The organism is Microbacterium sp. C448, assembly GCF_000582705.2.
Taxonomy (GTDB): domain Bacteria; phylum Actinomycetota; class Actinomycetes; order Actinomycetales; family Microbacteriaceae; genus Microbacterium; species Microbacterium lacus_A.
Window position 1 is genome coordinate 1 of the sequence record NZ_HG779655.1, and the last position, 15,602, is coordinate 15,602.

At 67.7% G+C, this 15,602-nt stretch carries 18 protein-coding genes, 1 tRNA gene, 1 other RNA gene and 1 pseudogene; 16 read left to right on the forward strand and 5 right to left on the reverse strand.

The annotated features are described in order from the left end of the window. Window positions 1–58 precede the first annotated feature (58 nt). The 13 genes and pseudogenes from MIC448_RS06615 (at window position 59) to MIC448_RS06670 (ending at window position 9,339) form a co-directional block, all read left to right on the forward strand. Entirely contained in the window at window positions 59–880 is an 822-nt protein-coding gene (locus MIC448_RS06615; RefSeq protein WP_036297632.1) for a DUF4397 domain-containing protein, read from the forward strand. Between the two features lie 34 nt (window positions 881–914). Continuing rightward, window positions 915–1,547 (forward strand): class F sortase, encoded by a 633-nt coding sequence (locus MIC448_RS06620; RefSeq protein ID WP_036297608.1) that lies wholly within the window; start codon window positions 915–917, stop codon window positions 1,545–1,547. Further along, window positions 1,544–2,152: an RNA polymerase sigma factor gene (locus tag MIC448_RS06625; RefSeq protein ID WP_036297609.1), complete on the forward strand. Its 609-nt coding sequence runs from the start codon at window positions 1,544–1,546 to the stop codon at window positions 2,150–2,152. The genes MIC448_RS06620 and MIC448_RS06625 overlap by 4 nt, the downstream gene beginning before the upstream one ends. Next, window positions 2,139–2,903 (forward strand): anti-sigma factor, encoded by a 765-nt coding sequence (locus MIC448_RS06630; protein ID WP_051513270.1) that lies wholly within the window; start codon window positions 2,139–2,141, stop codon window positions 2,901–2,903. The genes MIC448_RS06625 and MIC448_RS06630 overlap by 14 nt, the downstream gene beginning before the upstream one ends. A gap of 112 nt (window positions 2,904–3,015) precedes the next feature. After that, window positions 3,016–3,385: a transfer-messenger RNA gene (ssrA, locus tag MIC448_RS06635) on the forward strand. A gap of 170 nt (window positions 3,386–3,555) precedes the next feature. Further along, a complete protein-coding gene (locus MIC448_RS06640; protein ID WP_036297611.1) occupies window positions 3,556–3,822 on the forward strand; it encodes a hypothetical protein in 267 nt (88 codons plus the stop codon). 22 nt (window positions 3,823–3,844) lie between these two features. Beyond that, complete coding sequence (locus MIC448_RS06645; RefSeq protein WP_036297613.1) at window positions 3,845–4,390, forward strand: AAA family ATPase; 546 nt, start codon at window positions 3,845–3,847, stop codon at window positions 4,388–4,390. A gap of 249 nt (window positions 4,391–4,639) precedes the next feature. Further along, window positions 4,640–4,912: pseudogene (locus MIC448_RS16605) on the forward strand (alcohol dehydrogenase catalytic domain-containing protein); the annotation flags it as partial. Between the two features lie 149 nt (window positions 4,913–5,061). Continuing rightward, window positions 5,062–5,616, forward strand: a complete 555-nt coding sequence (locus MIC448_RS16610) for a zinc-binding dehydrogenase (RefSeq protein WP_306342093.1) — start codon at window positions 5,062–5,064, stop codon at window positions 5,614–5,616. A 151-nt stretch (window positions 5,617–5,767) separates the two neighbouring features. Beyond that, entirely contained in the window at window positions 5,768–7,282 is a 1,515-nt protein-coding gene (locus MIC448_RS06655) for an SPFH domain-containing protein (protein ID WP_036297615.1), read from the forward strand. 25 nt (window positions 7,283–7,307) lie between these two features. Further along, window positions 7,308–8,054, forward strand: a complete 747-nt coding sequence (locus MIC448_RS06660; protein ID WP_036297617.1) for an SUMF1/EgtB/PvdO family nonheme iron enzyme — start codon at window positions 7,308–7,310, stop codon at window positions 8,052–8,054. 180 nt (window positions 8,055–8,234) lie between these two features. After that, window positions 8,235–8,918 (forward strand): DUF6226 family protein, encoded by a 684-nt coding sequence (locus MIC448_RS06665; protein ID WP_051513272.1) that lies wholly within the window; start codon window positions 8,235–8,237, stop codon window positions 8,916–8,918. A 22-nt stretch (window positions 8,919–8,940) separates the two neighbouring features. Further along, window positions 8,941–9,339 carry an SdpI family protein gene (locus tag MIC448_RS06670; protein WP_144237998.1) on the forward strand — a complete coding sequence of 133 codons (399 nt, stop codon included), beginning with the start codon at window positions 8,941–8,943 and terminating at the stop codon, window positions 9,337–9,339. A gap of 318 nt (window positions 9,340–9,657) precedes the next feature. Here MIC448_RS06670 and MIC448_RS06675 read toward each other — a convergent pair whose 3' ends face one another. From MIC448_RS06675 to MIC448_RS06685, 3 genes are read right to left on the reverse strand one after another with little or no spacing between them, the layout of a single operon-like run. Next, window positions 9,658–10,359: a hypothetical protein gene (locus MIC448_RS06675; RefSeq protein WP_036297621.1), complete on the reverse strand. Its 702-nt coding sequence runs from the start codon at window positions 10,357–10,359 to the stop codon at window positions 9,658–9,660. Between the two features lie 50 nt (window positions 10,360–10,409). After that, entirely contained in the window at window positions 10,410–11,012 is a 603-nt protein-coding gene (locus MIC448_RS06680; RefSeq protein WP_158497524.1) for a hypothetical protein, read from the reverse strand. Next, window positions 11,005–11,844 (reverse strand): inositol monophosphatase family protein, encoded by an 840-nt coding sequence (locus tag MIC448_RS06685; RefSeq protein WP_036297623.1) that lies wholly within the window; start codon window positions 11,842–11,844, stop codon window positions 11,005–11,007. Before MIC448_RS06685 ends, MIC448_RS06680 begins: the two co-directional genes overlap by 8 nt. Before the next feature lie 101 nt (window positions 11,845–11,945). Between MIC448_RS06685 and MIC448_RS06690 the strand changes: the two genes are divergently transcribed. Together MIC448_RS06690 and MIC448_RS06695 are read left to right on the forward strand one after the other, a co-directional pair. Further along, a tRNA-Lys gene (locus MIC448_RS06690) sits at window positions 11,946–12,018 on the forward strand. A gap of 243 nt (window positions 12,019–12,261) precedes the next feature. Beyond that, the gene (locus MIC448_RS06695; RefSeq protein WP_036297625.1) at window positions 12,262–13,230 is read left to right on the forward strand and encodes a fumarylacetoacetate hydrolase family protein; all 969 of its coding nucleotides are present in this window, start codon (window positions 12,262–12,264) and stop codon (window positions 13,228–13,230) included. Window positions 13,231–13,252: 22 nt separating this feature from the next. On the opposite strand, the gene MIC448_RS06700 is transcribed toward MIC448_RS06695, so the two are convergent. Together MIC448_RS06700 and MIC448_RS06705 are read right to left on the reverse strand one after the other, a co-directional pair. Further along, window positions 13,253–14,302 (reverse strand): zinc-dependent alcohol dehydrogenase family protein, encoded by a 1,050-nt coding sequence (locus tag MIC448_RS06700; RefSeq protein WP_036297627.1) that lies wholly within the window; start codon window positions 14,300–14,302, stop codon window positions 13,253–13,255. Window positions 14,303–14,459: 157 nt separating this feature from the next. Beyond that, a complete protein-coding gene (locus MIC448_RS06705) occupies window positions 14,460–15,242 on the reverse strand; it encodes an IclR family transcriptional regulator (protein ID WP_036297629.1) in 783 nt (260 codons plus the stop codon). Between the two features lie 185 nt (window positions 15,243–15,427). Between MIC448_RS06705 and MIC448_RS06710 the strand changes: the two genes are divergently transcribed. Further along, on the forward strand, window positions 15,428–15,602 hold a 175-nt coding region (locus tag MIC448_RS06710; RefSeq protein WP_036297631.1), incomplete at its 3' end, for a CoA-transferase.

Here is a 15,602-nt window from a genome sequence, read left to right on the forward strand (position 1 = left end):
CCCTGCCAAACATTCTGACGCGCGACACGAAAAGCTCGCGCCCGTGAAGGAGGACAACGTGCGCAAGACAATCGCTGCCGGCATCGCTGTCGGTGTCGTCGCCGCCGTGGGATTCATCACCCCCGCGAGCGCGATCTCGTCAACCACCGCCGATCTTTCGGTGCTTCATGCCGTACCCGACACCCCGGTCGACGTCTACGTCAACGGCGACCTCACGCTCGACGACTTCCAGCCCGGTGACCTCGCAGGCCCCCTCGATCTGCCCGCGGGCGACTACGTGGTGGCCATCACGGCTCCGGATGCCGCTGATGACAGCGCCCCTGTCATCGGACCCATCACCCTCACCCTCGCCGCGAACACCAGCTACACCGCCGTGGCGCACCTGGACGAGGCCGGCGCACCCACGGCGACGCTGTTCACCAACGACATCAGCACGACCGCCGCGGGCGAGGGTCGTCTGACGGTTCGTCACGTCGCCGCGGCCCCGGCCGTCGACATCCTCGCCGGTGGCACCCCCGTCGTCGAAGACCTCACCAACCCGAACGAGGCGACGCTGAACCTGGCCGCCGGTGTGGTCCCCGCCTCTGTGGCGCTGGCCGGTACGACCGACCCCGTGATCGGGCCCGCCGATGTCGACGTTCAGGAAGGCGTTCTCACGATCGTCTACGCCTGGGGTAGCGCGGCAGATGCGAACCTTGCCCTCGCCGTGCAGACCATCACCGGCCTGCACTCGTCGCCCGACAGCGTCAACTCGGGCTCGGCCGGTCTTGTCGCAGAGAACGGCCCCGCGCCGATCGTCTGGGGCATCGGTATCATCCTGGCCCTCGGTGCGGCAGTCGCGGCCGCCATGGGCTTCCGGTCAGTCCGCTCGCGCGGCTGACATCCGATAGGGCGAGCAACAGGAGAGCATCACGATGAACCGAGTCCCCCCACTCATCATCGCGGTGTTGTTGCTCGCCCTGACGGGATGTTCGCTCGCCCCCGCCCAACTCCCGGACGCGGGGGCGAGCGACGCCCCAACCCCCACTCCCACCCCGGCGCTGACCGCCGTGGTCGACGTGCCGCGCACCTCGAGTGCGGTTCCGCCGGTCGTCGATCCCGTCGCCCCCGTGCGCGTGCAGGTGCCGTCAGCATCGATCGACATGTCGATCCGGCCCGTCGGCATCGAGGACGGCGGCTTCATGGAGCTGCCGCCCGAGCCGACGGTCGCCGGCTGGTATCGCTTCGGTGCGTACCCCGCCGAGGGCGCCGGCCATACCGTCCTTGCGGCTCACGTCGATTCGCGCGTCTACGGAATCGGTCCGCTGTCGAACCTGCGGAATCTCGCGGCAGGAACCGAGGTGCAGGTCGAAAGTGAAGACGGAGGGATGACGCGCTACGCCGTCGAAAGCGTCACCTACTATCCGCGGTCGCAGTTGCCGACCGAGCAGCTCTTCGTTCGCGACGGTGCCCCCGCCCTCGTGCTGATCACGTGCGGCGGCAGTTTTGATGCGGCCACGCGCTCGTACAGCGATAACGTGGTCGCCATCGCCCGGCCGATCGCATGACCGGGCGAACGACCCGCGGCGCCGCGCGTCACATCCGAAAGGTCAACGGCATGGATGCCGATCCTGAACAGTCACTCGACGCGAGATTTCGCGCGGGAGATGAGCGCTCGCTCGAAGAGGTGTACCGGCGCTGGTCGCCGGTCGTCTACACACTCGCACTCCGCTCGCTCGCGGACACCTCGGATGCCGAGGACGTCACGCAGAAGACCTTCGTCGCTGCCTGGACCGGACGCGAATCCTACGATCCCGCAAAGGCCGCCCTGGCAACGTGGATCATCACGATCGCGAAGCGCCGCATCGCCGACACGCACGAGGCTCGCGCCCGGGTCAGGCGTTTGCAGGAGCAGCTGGAACGGGTGACACATCCGGATGACCTGGTGGCCGCACCATCCGTCGACCTGGCCGAAACCCTGCTCGTGGCGCAGGAGATCGAACGACTGGAACCGGATGCTCGGGCCGTCGTGCGACTCGCCTTCTTCGACGACCTCACCCACCAACAGATCTCAGCCAGACTCGATATGCCTGTAGGTACCGTGAAGAGCCACATCCGCCGAAGTCTGACCCGAATGCGCACCAGATTGGAGGCCGTCGATGTCGCACCGTGACCCGAACAATGAGTCGCACCTCGACCCTCACCTCGACCCCGAACAGCTCGCGCTGTTGGCGATGGGCGAACCGGTGGCTTCGGATGCGGATGAGGCCCACATCGCGGCGTGTCCGGACTGCCAGCACGAACTCGGCGAGCTGCGCCACGCAGCCCTTGTCGGGCGATCGGCGATCGACGCCGGCGAGATGCTGACCCCGCCCGAGCGGGTGTGGGACGCGATCCGCGACGAGGTCGGTCTGTCGGCGCCGGATGCTGAGCCGGGCTTAGCCGCTCCTCGCACCGGACCGGCGCACGCCGCACCCCGACGGCGTCGTGGCGGACTCGCTACGGCCTGGGTGTTGGCGGCGTCGCTGGTCGTTGTCGCCGGTGTGGCCGTCGGCGGGTGGGCCATCGGGCAGCGCACGGCCGTGGTCGAGGTGGCCGCAGCATCCCTCGACGCATTCCCCGACCACCCGGGAGCCGTGGGTGCCGCCGTGCTGGAAGAGACGCCCGATGGCACGCGGATGGTGCGGGTCGAGCTCGAGGCCGACCAGGCGCCGGATTCGTACCGCGAGGTTTGGTTGATCACGAAGGATGCGTCGGCGCTGGTCAGCCTCGGAGTGCTCGACGGCACCGAGGGCACCTTCACGGTGCCGGCCGAGATCGATGTGTCGCAGTATGTGCTGGTCGATGTGTCGAACGAGCCCGACGACGGTCAGCCGGGGCACTCGGGTGATTCGATCGTGCGCGGGGAGCTCGGTTTCCTCTAGACCGGGGACGGCCCGGAGGCTGTAAACTGGGGGAGTCCGGTTTTGGTGTGAGCCAACGCGGATGTGGTAATTCAACAGCGTGCGACAACGGCCCCTTCGTAAGAAGGACCATGGGGATGATCGGTTTCGACATCGCCTGCGAACCTGCGAGAAGCGGGCCGAGGATGCAGGGTTATCTCGTAAACGATCTCTGCAAAACAATAAGTGCCGAAACCAAGCGCACTGACTTCGCCCTCGCTGCCTAAGCGAGCCCGATAGTCCGTCAGACCGTGTGTGATCCCGACACGGAGCCTGGCGTCATTTAGGGGTCTTGCTGTGTGACGGCGCCTGAACGTCACGCGGGACTTTTCTCAGGCTGGGCCTGTCTACCTAGATGCTTGTGGCAAAGGTAGGGGCCGAGCAGAACGTCAGCACAAGCTACGCCCGTAGAAGGCGCAGAATCACAGCGTTGGACGGGGGTTCGATTCCCCCCATCTCCACATTGGTCGTTGTCGCACGTTGGGGGGCCCGGCTCCCGCGCGCTTTATGCTCGCGGGGGCCGGGCCCCTTTCTGTTTGGTCCGGCTCCGCTGTCACAGATCGACCTTCGCGAGCCAATACAGCGTCGATTTGAGACAGCCGAAGCACCCGACCGTCCTCATTGGAGGCCCGCCATGCCCGACCCGCGCCGCAAGCTCATCTCGTCCGGCACCCTTTCGCTCGCGCCGGCCGACGCACCCGAGAAGTGGGCGGTCCGTGCGTCGGAGGATGCGCCCGCCGTTGAGGCGCGCTGGGGCGACTGGGTCCGTCTGGCCAAGCGAATTCTCGACGCTGACGCCCTGTCGCGCGAGCTCGAGGGGCGCGGCGACGCCTGGGATCTGGGTCACGCCGCGGGAGCAGCGGATGCCTCGGGCAGCGATACCCCGAATCCTTTCCGCTGACCAAGCCGGTATCGTCCCGCCTATGCGCATCGTGGTGTCGGGAACCCATGCGAGCGGCAAGAGCACCCTCATTTCAGACTTTGTGCTGAGACATCCGGAGTATGTCGTTCTGCCCGATCCGTTCGAGGGACTCGATGAAGCGGATGACGCGCCGAGCGCGAGTATTTTTGCGGCACAACTGCGCATCGTGGCCCAGCGACTTCATGAATTCGTGCCGGGCGAGATGGTCATCGCGGAGCGTGGACCGATCGACTTTCTCGCCTACCTTCTGGCGACTGCCGAGCTGTCGGGTGTGCCCCTCGACGACGAGTTGCTCGACAGAGCGGTTCAGATGACGTCGGTGGCGATGGCGAAAGTCGATCTGCTGGTCCTGCTCCCGCTCACGGCGCGCGATGAGATCCACGTGGGCAGTGACGAGCACCTCGCGTTGCGGTCTGGGATGGATGAGGTGCTTCGGGAACTTGTCGACGATCCGGATGTCGTGGGTGAGCCCGTCCTCACGGTCGAGATCGCGGGGGATCCCCATGCGCGTCTTGCGGCGCTGGAGGCGCTGGTGCTGCAGGGGTGAACGGTGCGGGCTCGGGCTGGTCGCGTCTACATGATCAAAGACCGCGGATACGCCTGAGTGGTTGAGGAGCGCCGCGGCGGGGCCCGGGCGTTTCGACTCGGCGCTGCGCGCCGCGCTCAACGGGCGAGGGCATCAGGGGGCATATAAGTCGCGGGCATAGCGTTGGCGTTCACGGATCCGGGTGCAGAGCCCCCGGCATCCGGGTCGCATATCCCGCGGCAGCACATCAGCAACACAAGGAGCACCGCAATGCGCGCACTCATCCACACGACCTTCGGCGAAGCCAGCGATGTCCTCGAGATCGCCGAACGGTTGATTCCCGAGCCCAGCGCGGGTGAGGTGCGGGTGCGCACGGTGCTGTCGCCCATCCACAACCACGACCTGTGGACGATTCGCGGCACCTATGGCTTCAAGCCCGACCTGCCCGCTCTGGCGGGAACCGAGGCGCTCGGCGTCGTCGACTCGGTCGGCGAGGGCGTCGATCAACTGCAGATCGGGCAGCGTGTCGCCACGGGCGGCACCTTCGGTGTGTGGAGCGAGTACTTCGTGGCCAAGGCGTCCGGACTCGTTCCCGTGCCCGACTCGGTGAGCGACGAGACGGCCGCGCAGATGATCTCGATGCCGTTCAGCGCGCTCAGCCTGCTCGAATACCTCGATGTGCAGCCGGGCGAATGGATCGTGCAGAACACCGCCAACGGCGCGGTCGGCAAGCTCGTCGTGCAGTTCGCGGCGGCGCGTGGCGTGAACGTTCTCGGCCTGGTGCGGCGCGATGCGGGCGTCGACGAACTCGGTGCCCTCGGCATCCGGAACATCGTTTCGACCGAGGCGCGGACTGGCGCGAACGTGTCGCAGAGATCCTGGGCGACGCGGCCCCGCGCGCGGCGGTCGACTCGGTCGGGGGATCGGCGGCCGGCGATCTGCTGTCACTGCTCGGCGAGGGCGGCACGCTCGTGTCGTTCGGAGCGATGGGGCCGGACAAGCTCGAGCTATCCTCGGGCGACCTCATCTTCAAGCAGGCGACCGTCAAGGGCTTCTGGGGCAGCAAGGTGAGCCAGTGGATGGATGCATCGAAGCGCGGCGCGCTCTTCGGCGAGCTCGTTGAGCGCATCGGATCCGGTGAGGTCACCTTGCCCGTGGGTGAGGTGTTCGAATTCACGGATGCTCGGGCCGCTGCGGCCGCGAGCGACCAGCCCGGGCGCGCGGGCAAGATCCTGCTGCGCTTCTGACGCGACGGCTGGTCCCTTCGACAGGCTCAGGGACCGGGCGAGCGGCTCGGCTGCCGTGGGGTGATATCCGAACGAGCGCGAAAGTACCTATACGCATAGGTTGGATATCACGGCGTGCACGCGGCAGGCCTGAAGAAGGAGACCCACCTACATGGATCTGTTCCTGCTGATCGCCCTCGCCGTCGGCGCCGGCGTCATCGTCCTCGTATTCCTCATCGTGTTGATCCTGTTCCGGCTCTGGTACCAGGTGCCGCGTGCCGACGAGGCCATCGTCATCGTCGGTAAGAAGGCCCGCGACAGCACCGAGGGCGAAGCCAACAAGATGACCGTGATCAGCGGTCGCGGCGCCCTCGTCAACAAGCTCACGCAGCGCTCCGACAAGGTCTCGTTGCGCTCGCGGCAAATCAAGTTCGAGCCGACCGCGCAGACGATCAACGGCGTCACGATCGACCTCACCGGCGTCGCGCTCGTCAAGATCGGCTCGACTCCCGACCAGGTGCGCCGCGCGGCCGAGCGTTTCGCTTCGCAAGACGAAGCCATCGTCATCTTCACCACGGAGCAGCTCGAGGGTGCCCTGCGCGGTGTCGTCGCGAAGCTCACGGTCGAGCAGGTCATGCAGGACCGCCAGAAGCTCAGCGACGAGATCGCCGAGGGCATCTCGGGCGACCTGCTCGCGCAGGGCCTGGTGCTCGACTCGTTCGCGATTCAGGGCATCACCGACAAGAACAACTACATCTCGGCGCTCGGTGCGGTCGAGGTGCAGCGCGTTCGTCGGCAGGCGGACGTCGCCGAGATCGACGCCCAGCGCGAGGTCAAGAAGCGTCAGCTCGCCGCAGACGAGGCGAACCTGATCGAGCAGACCGCGCTCGATAAGAACAAGGCTGCCGCTCTCTCGGAGGTCGGTCGCGCCAACGCGCTCGCCGAGCAGTCCGAGAACTTGGCACGTGCCGAGGCCGAGCAGGGCGTCCTCTTGCAGGAGGCCAACAACACACAGGCCCGCCTCGACGCCGAGGTCAAGAAGGTCGCCGACGCAGACAAGTACAAGCAGCAGACGGATGCCGAAGCCCAGGCGTACCAGCAGCAGACTGCCGCTGACGCCGAGGCCTACAAGCGCCAGAAGAACGCCGAGGCCGAGCGCAAGGTCGCCCAGGAACGCGCGGATGCCGAGGCATACGCCGTGAACGCGCAAGCCCAGGCCCGCGAGGCAGCAGCATCCGCCGAAGCCGCCGCGGTTCGCGTGCAGGCCGAAGCCGATGCGCTCGCCGTGCGCGTGCAGGCCGAAGCCGAGTCCGAGTCGATTCGCCTGCGCGGTACCGCGACCGCCGAGGCCATCGCTGCGGAGGCCGAGGCGCTCCGTGAGAACCAGGACGCGATCCTCGCAAAGGAGATCATCGGGCAGCTGCCGCAGCTCATGGCCGAGTTCGCCAAGGGTTACCAGAAGGTCGGCAACATCACGCTGATCGGTGGCGACACCGCCGGGACCCACATGGCCCGCGAGCAGTCGACGAGTCTGTCGGCGACCTTCGAGAGCGTGAAGGCCGCGACCGGTCTCGACCTGAGCGCGATTATTCAGGGACAGGCGCTCGGGCGAGGCATCGCGGAGGGCTCGGGCGCAGCCGCAGCTCCTGTGACCGCCACCTCGGGATCCGACTCCGCCGGGGCCTGATCCCCGGGCGGACGGATCCCCTCTAGTGGACGACATCGAGCTGGCGCGAATCGGCGCCGGAAGTGTGACGCTCCACGATGCCCGGCGCAAGGCGAGGTGGACCGTCGATCTCGAGCCGTTCGAGATCGGCGTGTTCGCCGTGACCGAAGAGCAGATGGCGGAGATTCTGGGCGAGACATCCGTCCACCCGCGGCGCCCGGCGATCGAGGTGAGCTGGCTGCGGGCCATCCGCTTCTGCAATGCAGCATCGGAGTGGGAGGGTCTCGATCCGGCGTACTCGTTCGAGGGACAGGATGTCTCGTGGCATCTTGATGCGGACGGGTACCGCCTGCCGACCGAGGCCGAGTGGGAGTTCGCGTGCCGCGCCGGCTCGACCGGCGCGCACTACGGGCCCCTCGCCGAGGTCGCCTGGACGAGCGGCGACGGGACGACGACCCCGCAGAACGTCGGCGGCAAGCTGCCCAACCTGAACGGCCTGTTCGACACTCTCGGCAACGTCTGGGAGTGGTGCTGGGACCTGCTCGATCCCGGTCGTTATGGGGACTACCGTGTCTTCCGCGGCGGCGGTTACGCGGACGATGCATGGAGCGTGCGGGCCTCAACGCGACGGGGTGGGCCGCCGCGGGCGACGCACGAGGACGTGGGATTTCGCCTGGCTCGGGGCGGTTTCGACTCTGTCGATTCCGCGCAGGGCTGGTCGGCCGCTGTCGACCGCGAGCGTGCGGATCTGGATGGGCCGCTGCCGTCAGGCTGGACGCCGCTCGGCCGGTGAGCGGGCGGGCGTGTGCCGCACCTTAGGAGTGTGGGCGGCCCGCGGCGTGCATCCGAAAGGAACAATGAGGCCTGTGTGCCCTGAAGTGGCCCAAAAGAGCCTCGGCGAGCGGTTCATTCCTCTCAGATGTTCGGCCTGCCCGGCCAACGAACCTCGGAACGACTCACGTAGCGTGGAGAGATGAGCGGATATCGACGGCCGGACATCCCGGCGCGGACCTTCGTCGATGGCGCGGGAAGCGTGATCGCCTACGGATCGCGTTGGGGCGGCGGATCCCCGCCCGACGACACGTACTCGGTCATCAGCAATCCGGAGCGGTTCGCTCCTTTGCACGTTGTCACCGATGCCCTCATCGAGTGGCTCGCGGCCACCTATGACGTGACGGTTGAGGACGACCTCGCGCTCGCTGCCGAGCTGATGCATCCGCAGCCCGACGTCGTGCGCGCCGTGCGGGTGGCGCCTCGGGATGACGCATCCGCCGCTCTGGTCCTCGTCTTCACCGCGTTCCCCGGGGTGATCCTGCACGCCGGGCTGCTTCATGACTTCGGATTTCCGTCGTGTGGCTGCGATGCCTGCGACGAGATCTGGGCTCCGTGTGCGGACGAGCTGGAGGGGACCGTCGCGAGAGTCGTGGCGGGCGACTACACCGAACGGATCCGGCGAGACACGGAGTTGGGGCTGCAGTACTCGCTGAGCGGGCCCGGTCCGGGAGGACGATCAGGCAGCACACGCTTTGAGGGCGAGCCCCTCGAGCGCATCGCCGCGGCGGAGTCGGCGCTTGTTCACCGGCCTCGCTGGGCGCCGTGGCAGACGCGGTCCGTGTGCCCCGTCGAGGGTCAGGCCCCCGCGGCTAGGCGCACCTAGCGTGGAGGGATGGAGGGAACTCGTGAACAGCAACGAGGTCGGCTCGGTTGTGCTCGTAGTGATCGGCGTGGTCATGGTCTCGGCCGGCGTGCTGATGATCTGGCTCGGGCGCAAGAGCCGCAACGGGACGCTGAACCGTAACCACATCGCCGGAGTGCGGACCGGCCTCACACTCTCGTCGGATGTCGCGTGGTACCCGGCTCAACGCGCAGCGGCCCGCAGCACCGGGATCGCTGGGTGGGGCTCGATCGTCACCGGCGCAACCACCGTCGCGTTGAGCTTGTTCAGCCTGCCATTCAGCACCCGGATGCTGCTCGCTCTATGCCTCACGCTTGGCGGTGCAGCGTGGCTTCTCGGCTGGGCCATCGCGGGTGCGTTCGCGGCCCAACGCGCCGCTCGTGACGCGGTGGACACGCCCTGACTCGGACTCGCACAGCCGCCCCCATGGCGGGTGCGTAACCCGGGCTCGGTCTGGCCGTGCGTAAATCTGAAAGGAATATAGGATATGGATGGCGCCGGATCTCCCGTGTGGGGCCTATTTTTGGGTGGACGTTCCTTTCAGGTTTGCGCTGGCCGGGGCTGATCAGGGCAGATGCGGGCGTCTGGGGCTCCCGGGCGTACATCCGGGAGGATCGCTGGGGCTGCCGGGCGAACATCCGAGAGGAACGCTGGGGCTGCTGTCGCGCGTGAGGGGCCCAGCCGGGCCGTCCAGGCAGATCGCACCTCTCGCATGTTCGCCCTACGCGGGTATCGGCCCTCGAGTGGCAAGTTCGACCCTCACGTACGGCAGGAACTCGCGCGGGATCACCGCGGTCGCGACGAGGTCTGGTCCGAGACGCACCCCCACCGCATAGACGAATGGATCGGTATCGATTTCGTATGCGGGGGTGGCGCGTCCGTCGACGACGACGGATGCGCCGCGGTTGACCGACGCCTCGGTGGCCCGCCAGGAACCCTCGTGGGCGGGCCGACCCGCCTCCAGCCCCAGCTCTTCACGGAACCGGTTCATCAGGATGTGGTTCGTGTGATGTACCAGCTGGGCCTCGAGCGTCGTGTATTCGCTGTGGTCGCGGTACCAGGATGTCCGAACCGCCTCCCAGAGCAGCGGGTATCGCATCCGTTCGACCATCTCGAGCAGCCAGGCCGGCCGTGGCCACGGAGGATCAACGTCGAGTGAGGCCCGCGTCTGTTCATCGAGCTCGGCGAGGTTGACCGAGTCGTCGCGGTCGTCGGGGTTGCGCCAGAGCGTATAGCTGATGCTCACGGCATCGTGTGAATGGCCGCGGCTACCGTCCGCCGCTTCTAGGCCGTATCCGTCCCAGTCCTCAAGAGCCGGCTGCACCACCAAGCCGATGACGGCGAAGGGAAGCTCGCGCACTCGAGCGGCATGTTCGCGGCGCGGGTCGGGTGCATCTTCGGGTAGGTGTCCAGTGATACGCACCCTTCGAGACTCCGGGACCAGGCGCGGGCGCGCAAGGCCCAGTGCCGAGATCAGGCGGGCAGCTCGATGACGAGCAGCCCCTCCTTCGTGTCGGCGACGGCGACCCACCCGTTGCCGAAGAGGAAGGTCATCCCGTAGCCGTCATCGTCTGTCGCGACGGTCGTGTCGGGATTCTCGGTGATGTACACGCCCTCGGCCGATTCTTCGACCACCCAACCGCCCTCGGTCAGTTCCGCTTGGGCCTCTTCGGCGTCCGCCGGGTCGATACCGGACCACCCGTAGATCTGCACACTGGCAGTGACGGCGCCGGCGGCGCCCCAGATGCACCACAGTCCGTCGGCGATTTCGCGCGACCCGATGCGGAAGACATCCTCCTGTGGTTCCCAACCCGCCTCGACGAACGCCGCGACGACGTCGGGCGCGATGAGTGTTTCGCAGGTGAGGTCTTCGGGCCGCGCGACGGGCTCGGTCGCGGTGGGCGTCGGCGTGGGGGTGGCACTCGGGGCGGCACTGGGCGGCGGTGCGGATGGCGCAGCATCCGGTGTGGGAGCGCATCCGGACAGCACCAGTGCGGCCACGAGCGCCGCGGCGCCGAGGGCCGTGCGGGAACGGTGGAACGCGCGGGAACGAGTCATGGCGTCCAGATCAGGCACCCGGGGTAGCGGAGTGGACGAAATCGAGGAAGTCTTGGTGCAGGATGCCGTTGGTCGCCATCACGGAACGTGCTGAGAGTGTCTGCTCGCCCTCGAAAGACGTGACGCGCCCGCCGGCTTCGGTGACGATCGGCACGACGGCGGCGATGTCATATTCCTGCACGCCGAACTCGGCGACGAACTCGAGGCGCCCCTCGGCCAGCAGCATGTAAGGCCAGACATCGCCGTACCCGCGGTCGCGCTTGACGCGACGGGTCAGCGCGATGAGCGCGTCGAGGTGCCCGGTCTCGTCCCACTGCGCGATGCTCTGGAAGCTCACGCTGGCCTCGTCGAGCGTGTCTATCGCCGATACGCGCAGCGCTCGCTCGCCGTCTTCGGGGGTGTTGGTCCAGGCTCCGAGACCCTCGGCGCCCCACCAGCGTCGGCCGATCGCGGGGATTCCGACCACGCCGACGACGGGATGCCCGTCGACCGCGAGAGCGATCAGGTTGCCCCACATCGGGATGCCGCGCACATAGTTCGCGGTTCCGTCGATCGGGTCGATGATCCACTGGCGGCGGCTGTCGCCCGTCGTGCCGAACTCTTCGCCGAGGATCCCGTCGCCGGGCCGCTCGTTCGCGAGGATATCTCGGATCGCGCGTTCGGCGGCCAGATCGGCCTCGGACACGGGCGACGCATCGGGCTTGGTCTGCACGTCCAGATCGACGGCGTCGAAGCGTGCCATCGAAGCGGAGGCCGCGGCATCCGCGAGTCGGAGGGCGAGGGAAAGGTCGTCGGCACGCGAGTAATCGGTGTGCGCGACGCCGGGGACGGGCGACGTGGGGGAAGTCACGGGCCCAGGATACCGGCGCTTGCCTGGACGATTCGCGAGTGACGTAACCGTGATGGTAATGTTGACCCTCGGTTCGCCCGGCTCCACCTGGGCGGACCTCTGCACCTCTAGCTCAATCGGCAGAGCAACTGACTCTTAATCAGTGGGTTCTCGGTTCAAGTCCGAGGGGGTGCACGGAAGCCCCGGTAGATCTCGCCATCTACCGGGGCTTTTCTCATGCCCGGGCTCACCCGGCGGTGCTCGCTTACGGCCGGTCAGCGGGTATTTCATATCGGGGTCGGCGCGTCTTGCGTGTCATTCGGTCCGAGCCGATCGGGCCACGCGAGCTTTCCACTCCGTGACACGACTCGACCGACACACCGCTTGTGAAGGTATGAATCAGATAGCCGCGACGGCGCGGACGGAAAAGGGGAACCCATGAAGATCGCGCGATGGGATCACGCAGGCGCGATCGGCGAGGGGTTCGTCATCGACGACGCGGTCGTCGCGTTCCCGGAGGCGCACACGGTCGAGAGCGTTCTGAGTGAGGGCCTCGACCACGCGCATGAACTGTTCGCCCGTGCTCATCATGTTGGCGTGCCGCTTGCAGAGGTAACTCTGCAAGCGCCGTTGGTCCCGTCATCCGTCCGCGATTTCGCGACGTACGAGGAACACCTCGAAGGCATGACGGCGGATGCTGCGGGCCAGGGCCATGTGTCCGATGCCTGGTACGAGGCCCCGCGTTTTCGCTTCAGTAATCGCCACATGATCTTCGGTACGGGGGCGACGATCCGGCCGCCGGCGACCGAGCGGCTCGATTACGAGCTCGGTGTCGCGGCCGTGCTGGGTGGTGAGTCCGGAATGGATCTCACGCCGGAGGAAGCGGCCTCCCGGATCTTCGGATACGTGATCACCAACGACTGGTCGGCGCGAGACATCCAGTTCGCTGAGATGCAGGCACGACTGGGGCCCGTGAAGGGCAAAGACTTCGCCACCTCGATCGGCCCCTGGATCGTGACGGCCGACGAGGTCGCAACGCGGACGACGCCGGACGGATTCCTGGCGCTCCGCGCGGAGGCGTACGTGAACGGTGAGCTGACGGGGACGGACCTCGTCTCCAACATGGCCTGGACGTTCCCCGAACTCGTCGCGTACGCCGCTCGTGCGTCCCGGGTGCTGCCCGGAGATGTGTTGTGCGCTGGGGCGACGGGCAACGGCGGAAGCCTCGGCGAGCTGTGGGGTCTTGCCGGGGGAGCGCTCACCCCGCCACCGCTTCGACGCGGCGACGAGGTGGTTTTTCGCGTCGAGATGCTCGGCGAACTCTCGGGCACGGTCGGAGAGCCGTTCCCGGCGCGAACACTGCCTGCCGCGCGACGCCGGCCGAAACCTCGGGCTCGCGCGGTCTGAATCGCCCGGCTGGCGCGCGCGATCAGGGCTTGAGCAGGACCTTGATGGCGCGACGCTCGTCCATCGCGGCGTAGGCCTCGGCGACCTCGTCCAGAGGCAGGGTCAGGTCGAAGACGCGACCCGGCTGCAGACGGCCGTTCCAGACATCCGGCAACAGCTCTTCGATGTAGTTGCGAACGGGCGCGACGCCTCCACGCAGGGCGATGTTGGCGCCGAACAGGGCGCCGACCGGCACCGAGTTGCCCTCGGCGGGAACGCCCACGAACCCGACAGTGCCGCCGGGGCGGACGGTCGCGATGGCCTGGTCCATGCTCTCGGGGGTGCCGACGCACTCGAGAACGGCGTCGGGCCCGATGTCGTCGAACAGGGCCTTGGCGGCGGCGATGCCCTCTTCTCCGCGCTCGGCGATGACGTCGGTCGCGCCGAATTCGCGGCCGAGTGCCTGACGGGATGCGTGGCGCGACATGAGGACGATGCGCTCGGCGCCGAGCCGCTTCGAGGCGAGGACCGCGCAGAGGCCGACGGCGCCGTCACCGATCACGACGGCGGTGCTACCGGGGCCGACCCCGCCGGACAGTGCGGCGTGGTGACCGGTGCCGAAGACATCCGACAGCGTCAGAAGGTGGGGGATCAGATCCTCAGACGGATACTCGGGGGTCTTCACGAGGGTACCGTCGGCGTGCGGCACGCGGACGAACTCGCCCTGGGCGCCGTCGGCGAAGTCGCCGAAGTGATCGCGGGAGCCCCACCAGGAGTGCTCGAGGCACGAGGTCGAAACGCCGTTGCGGCAGTTCACGCACGTCATGTCGCAGTCGTAAAAGGGCGCAATGACGAAGTCACCAACGGCGACCTTCTCGACGTCGTCGCCGATCGCCTCGACCACGCCGACGAACTCGTGCCCGATGCGCGAGCCCGGTTTCGGGGCGCGAACGCCGCGGTAACTCCACAGGTCCGAGCCGCACACGCAGGCCGCGACCACGCGAACGATCGCGTCGCGACCGGTGCTGAGCACGGGGTCGGGCACCTCTTCGATTCGGACATCGCCGGCTGCATAGATCGTCGTGGCACGCATGATCTCAGCCTACGGCGCGTGCCATGGCGCGCGGCAGGTGCGGGATCCGTTCCGTCCGCACGACCCACGGCGGGACACGACGGCGAGCGGTGCCGATTGCCCGCGTGTGGGGACGGAAGTCGGGCGGATGGCACGCGCGCTCACGGCAATTGTCGGGTCAGCGCCCCGCGGCCGCGATGCGGGTTGAGAGCTGATGTGCGTGCGCCAACAACGTGCGGCCGAGACCGGCCAGGCGGTCCGGCCCGAAGCGGAACTCGACCCCGGTCAAGCTCAGCGCCCACTCCGGATGCCCCGCACGGTTGAACACCGCGGCGCCGATGCCCCAGCTGCCTTCGACGATCAGGCCCGGGTTGACGGCGTACCCGCGGTCGCGGGTCTCGGTCAGTCGGCTACGCAGGGGGCCGACCCGGTGCGTCGGACCCCACCGCCTCTCCAAGTCCGGATGGCGCTCGAGGTACGCATCCACGTCGTGCTCAGGCAGGAACGCCAGGATCGCCAGTCCCGCCGAGGCGACACCGAGCGGGAACCGAACCCCCTCGCTGAGGACGAAAGACCGGATGGGGAAGGCCCCTTCCTCGCGGAGCAGGCAGACCGTCTCGTCGGCCCGACGCACCGAGAGGAACGCGCTCTCTTCGGTCTTGACCGCGAGTGAGCGGACGATGTCGCGGGCGAGCGTGGTGATGTCGTATCGGGCCGCGGCCACGGTTCCCATCAGGTAGAGCTCGGGCCCCGGCATCCATCTCGCCGTCTGCGCGTCCTGATCGACGAGGCCCTCCGCCCGCAGCGCCGAAAGCAGCCGATGCGCCGTCGAGCGCGAGAGGTCCGCCTGGCGCGCGAGCTCGGCCGTCAAGCCACCGACGGTGCCCGCCGCCGTGACGAGGCGCAGGAGGTGTGCCGCGCGGCTGATCGCCTGCGCACCGGGTACGGCTCGGGTCTCCATAATGTGGACGGTAGCTGCGACGGCACCCACATCGCAAGTCATTGTTTGCCGTCGATCGGCCGGCAAGACAGGCTGGAAGAGGGTTCGAGGGACCGGATTCATCGGGCGCAATCCGTCCGGATTGTGGACACCGCGAATCCGACCTCGGGATCAACCCCCGGCGAACGTGGAACGAAGGAGTACGCGTGATCGACAAACAGGTGGCAACGGCGGCCCGCGCGGTCGTCGACATCCCGGATGGCGCTTCGCTCGCCGTCGGCGGCTTCGGGCTCTCGGGCAACCCCATCGCGCTCATCGAGGCGCTGCTCGCCCAGGGCACGACGGATCTCAGCATCGTCAGCAACAACTGCGGCGTGGACG

What these genes read in the sequence shown, in the direction of transcription:
- MIC448_RS06620 (WP_036297608.1), top strand. Translation starts at nt 915, where the DNA reads ATGAACCGAGTCCCCCCACTCATCATCGCGGTGTTGTTGCTCGCCCTG.
- MIC448_RS06625 (WP_036297609.1), top strand. Translation starts at nt 1,544, where the DNA reads ATGACCGGGCGAACGACCCGCGGCGCCGCGCGTCACATCCGAAAGGTC.
- MIC448_RS06630 (WP_051513270.1), top strand. Translation starts at nt 2,139, where the DNA reads ATGTCGCACCGTGACCCGAACAATGAGTCGCACCTCGACCCTCACCTC.
- MIC448_RS06640 (WP_036297611.1), top strand. Translation starts at nt 3,556, where the DNA reads ATGCCCGACCCGCGCCGCAAGCTCATCTCGTCCGGCACCCTTTCGCTC.
- MIC448_RS06645 (WP_036297613.1), top strand. Translation starts at nt 3,845, where the DNA reads ATGCGCATCGTGGTGTCGGGAACCCATGCGAGCGGCAAGAGCACCCTC.
- MIC448_RS16610 (WP_306342093.1), top strand. Translation starts at nt 5,062, where the DNA reads ATGGATCGTGCAGAACACCGCCAACGGCGCGGTCGGCAAGCTCGTCGT.
- MIC448_RS06655 (WP_036297615.1), top strand. Translation starts at nt 5,768, where the DNA reads ATGGATCTGTTCCTGCTGATCGCCCTCGCCGTCGGCGCCGGCGTCATC.
- MIC448_RS06665 (WP_051513272.1), top strand. Translation starts at nt 8,235, where the DNA reads ATGAGCGGATATCGACGGCCGGACATCCCGGCGCGGACCTTCGTCGAT.
- MIC448_RS06695 (WP_036297625.1), top strand. Translation starts at nt 12,262, where the DNA reads ATGAAGATCGCGCGATGGGATCACGCAGGCGCGATCGGCGAGGGGTTC.
- MIC448_RS06700 (WP_036297627.1), bottom strand. Translation starts at nt 14,302, where the DNA reads ATGCGTGCCACGACGATCTATGCAGCCGGCGATGTCCGAATCGAAGAG.
- MIC448_RS06705 (WP_036297629.1), bottom strand. Translation starts at nt 15,242, where the DNA reads ATGGAGACCCGAGCCGTACCCGGTGCGCAGGCGATCAGCCGCGCGGCA.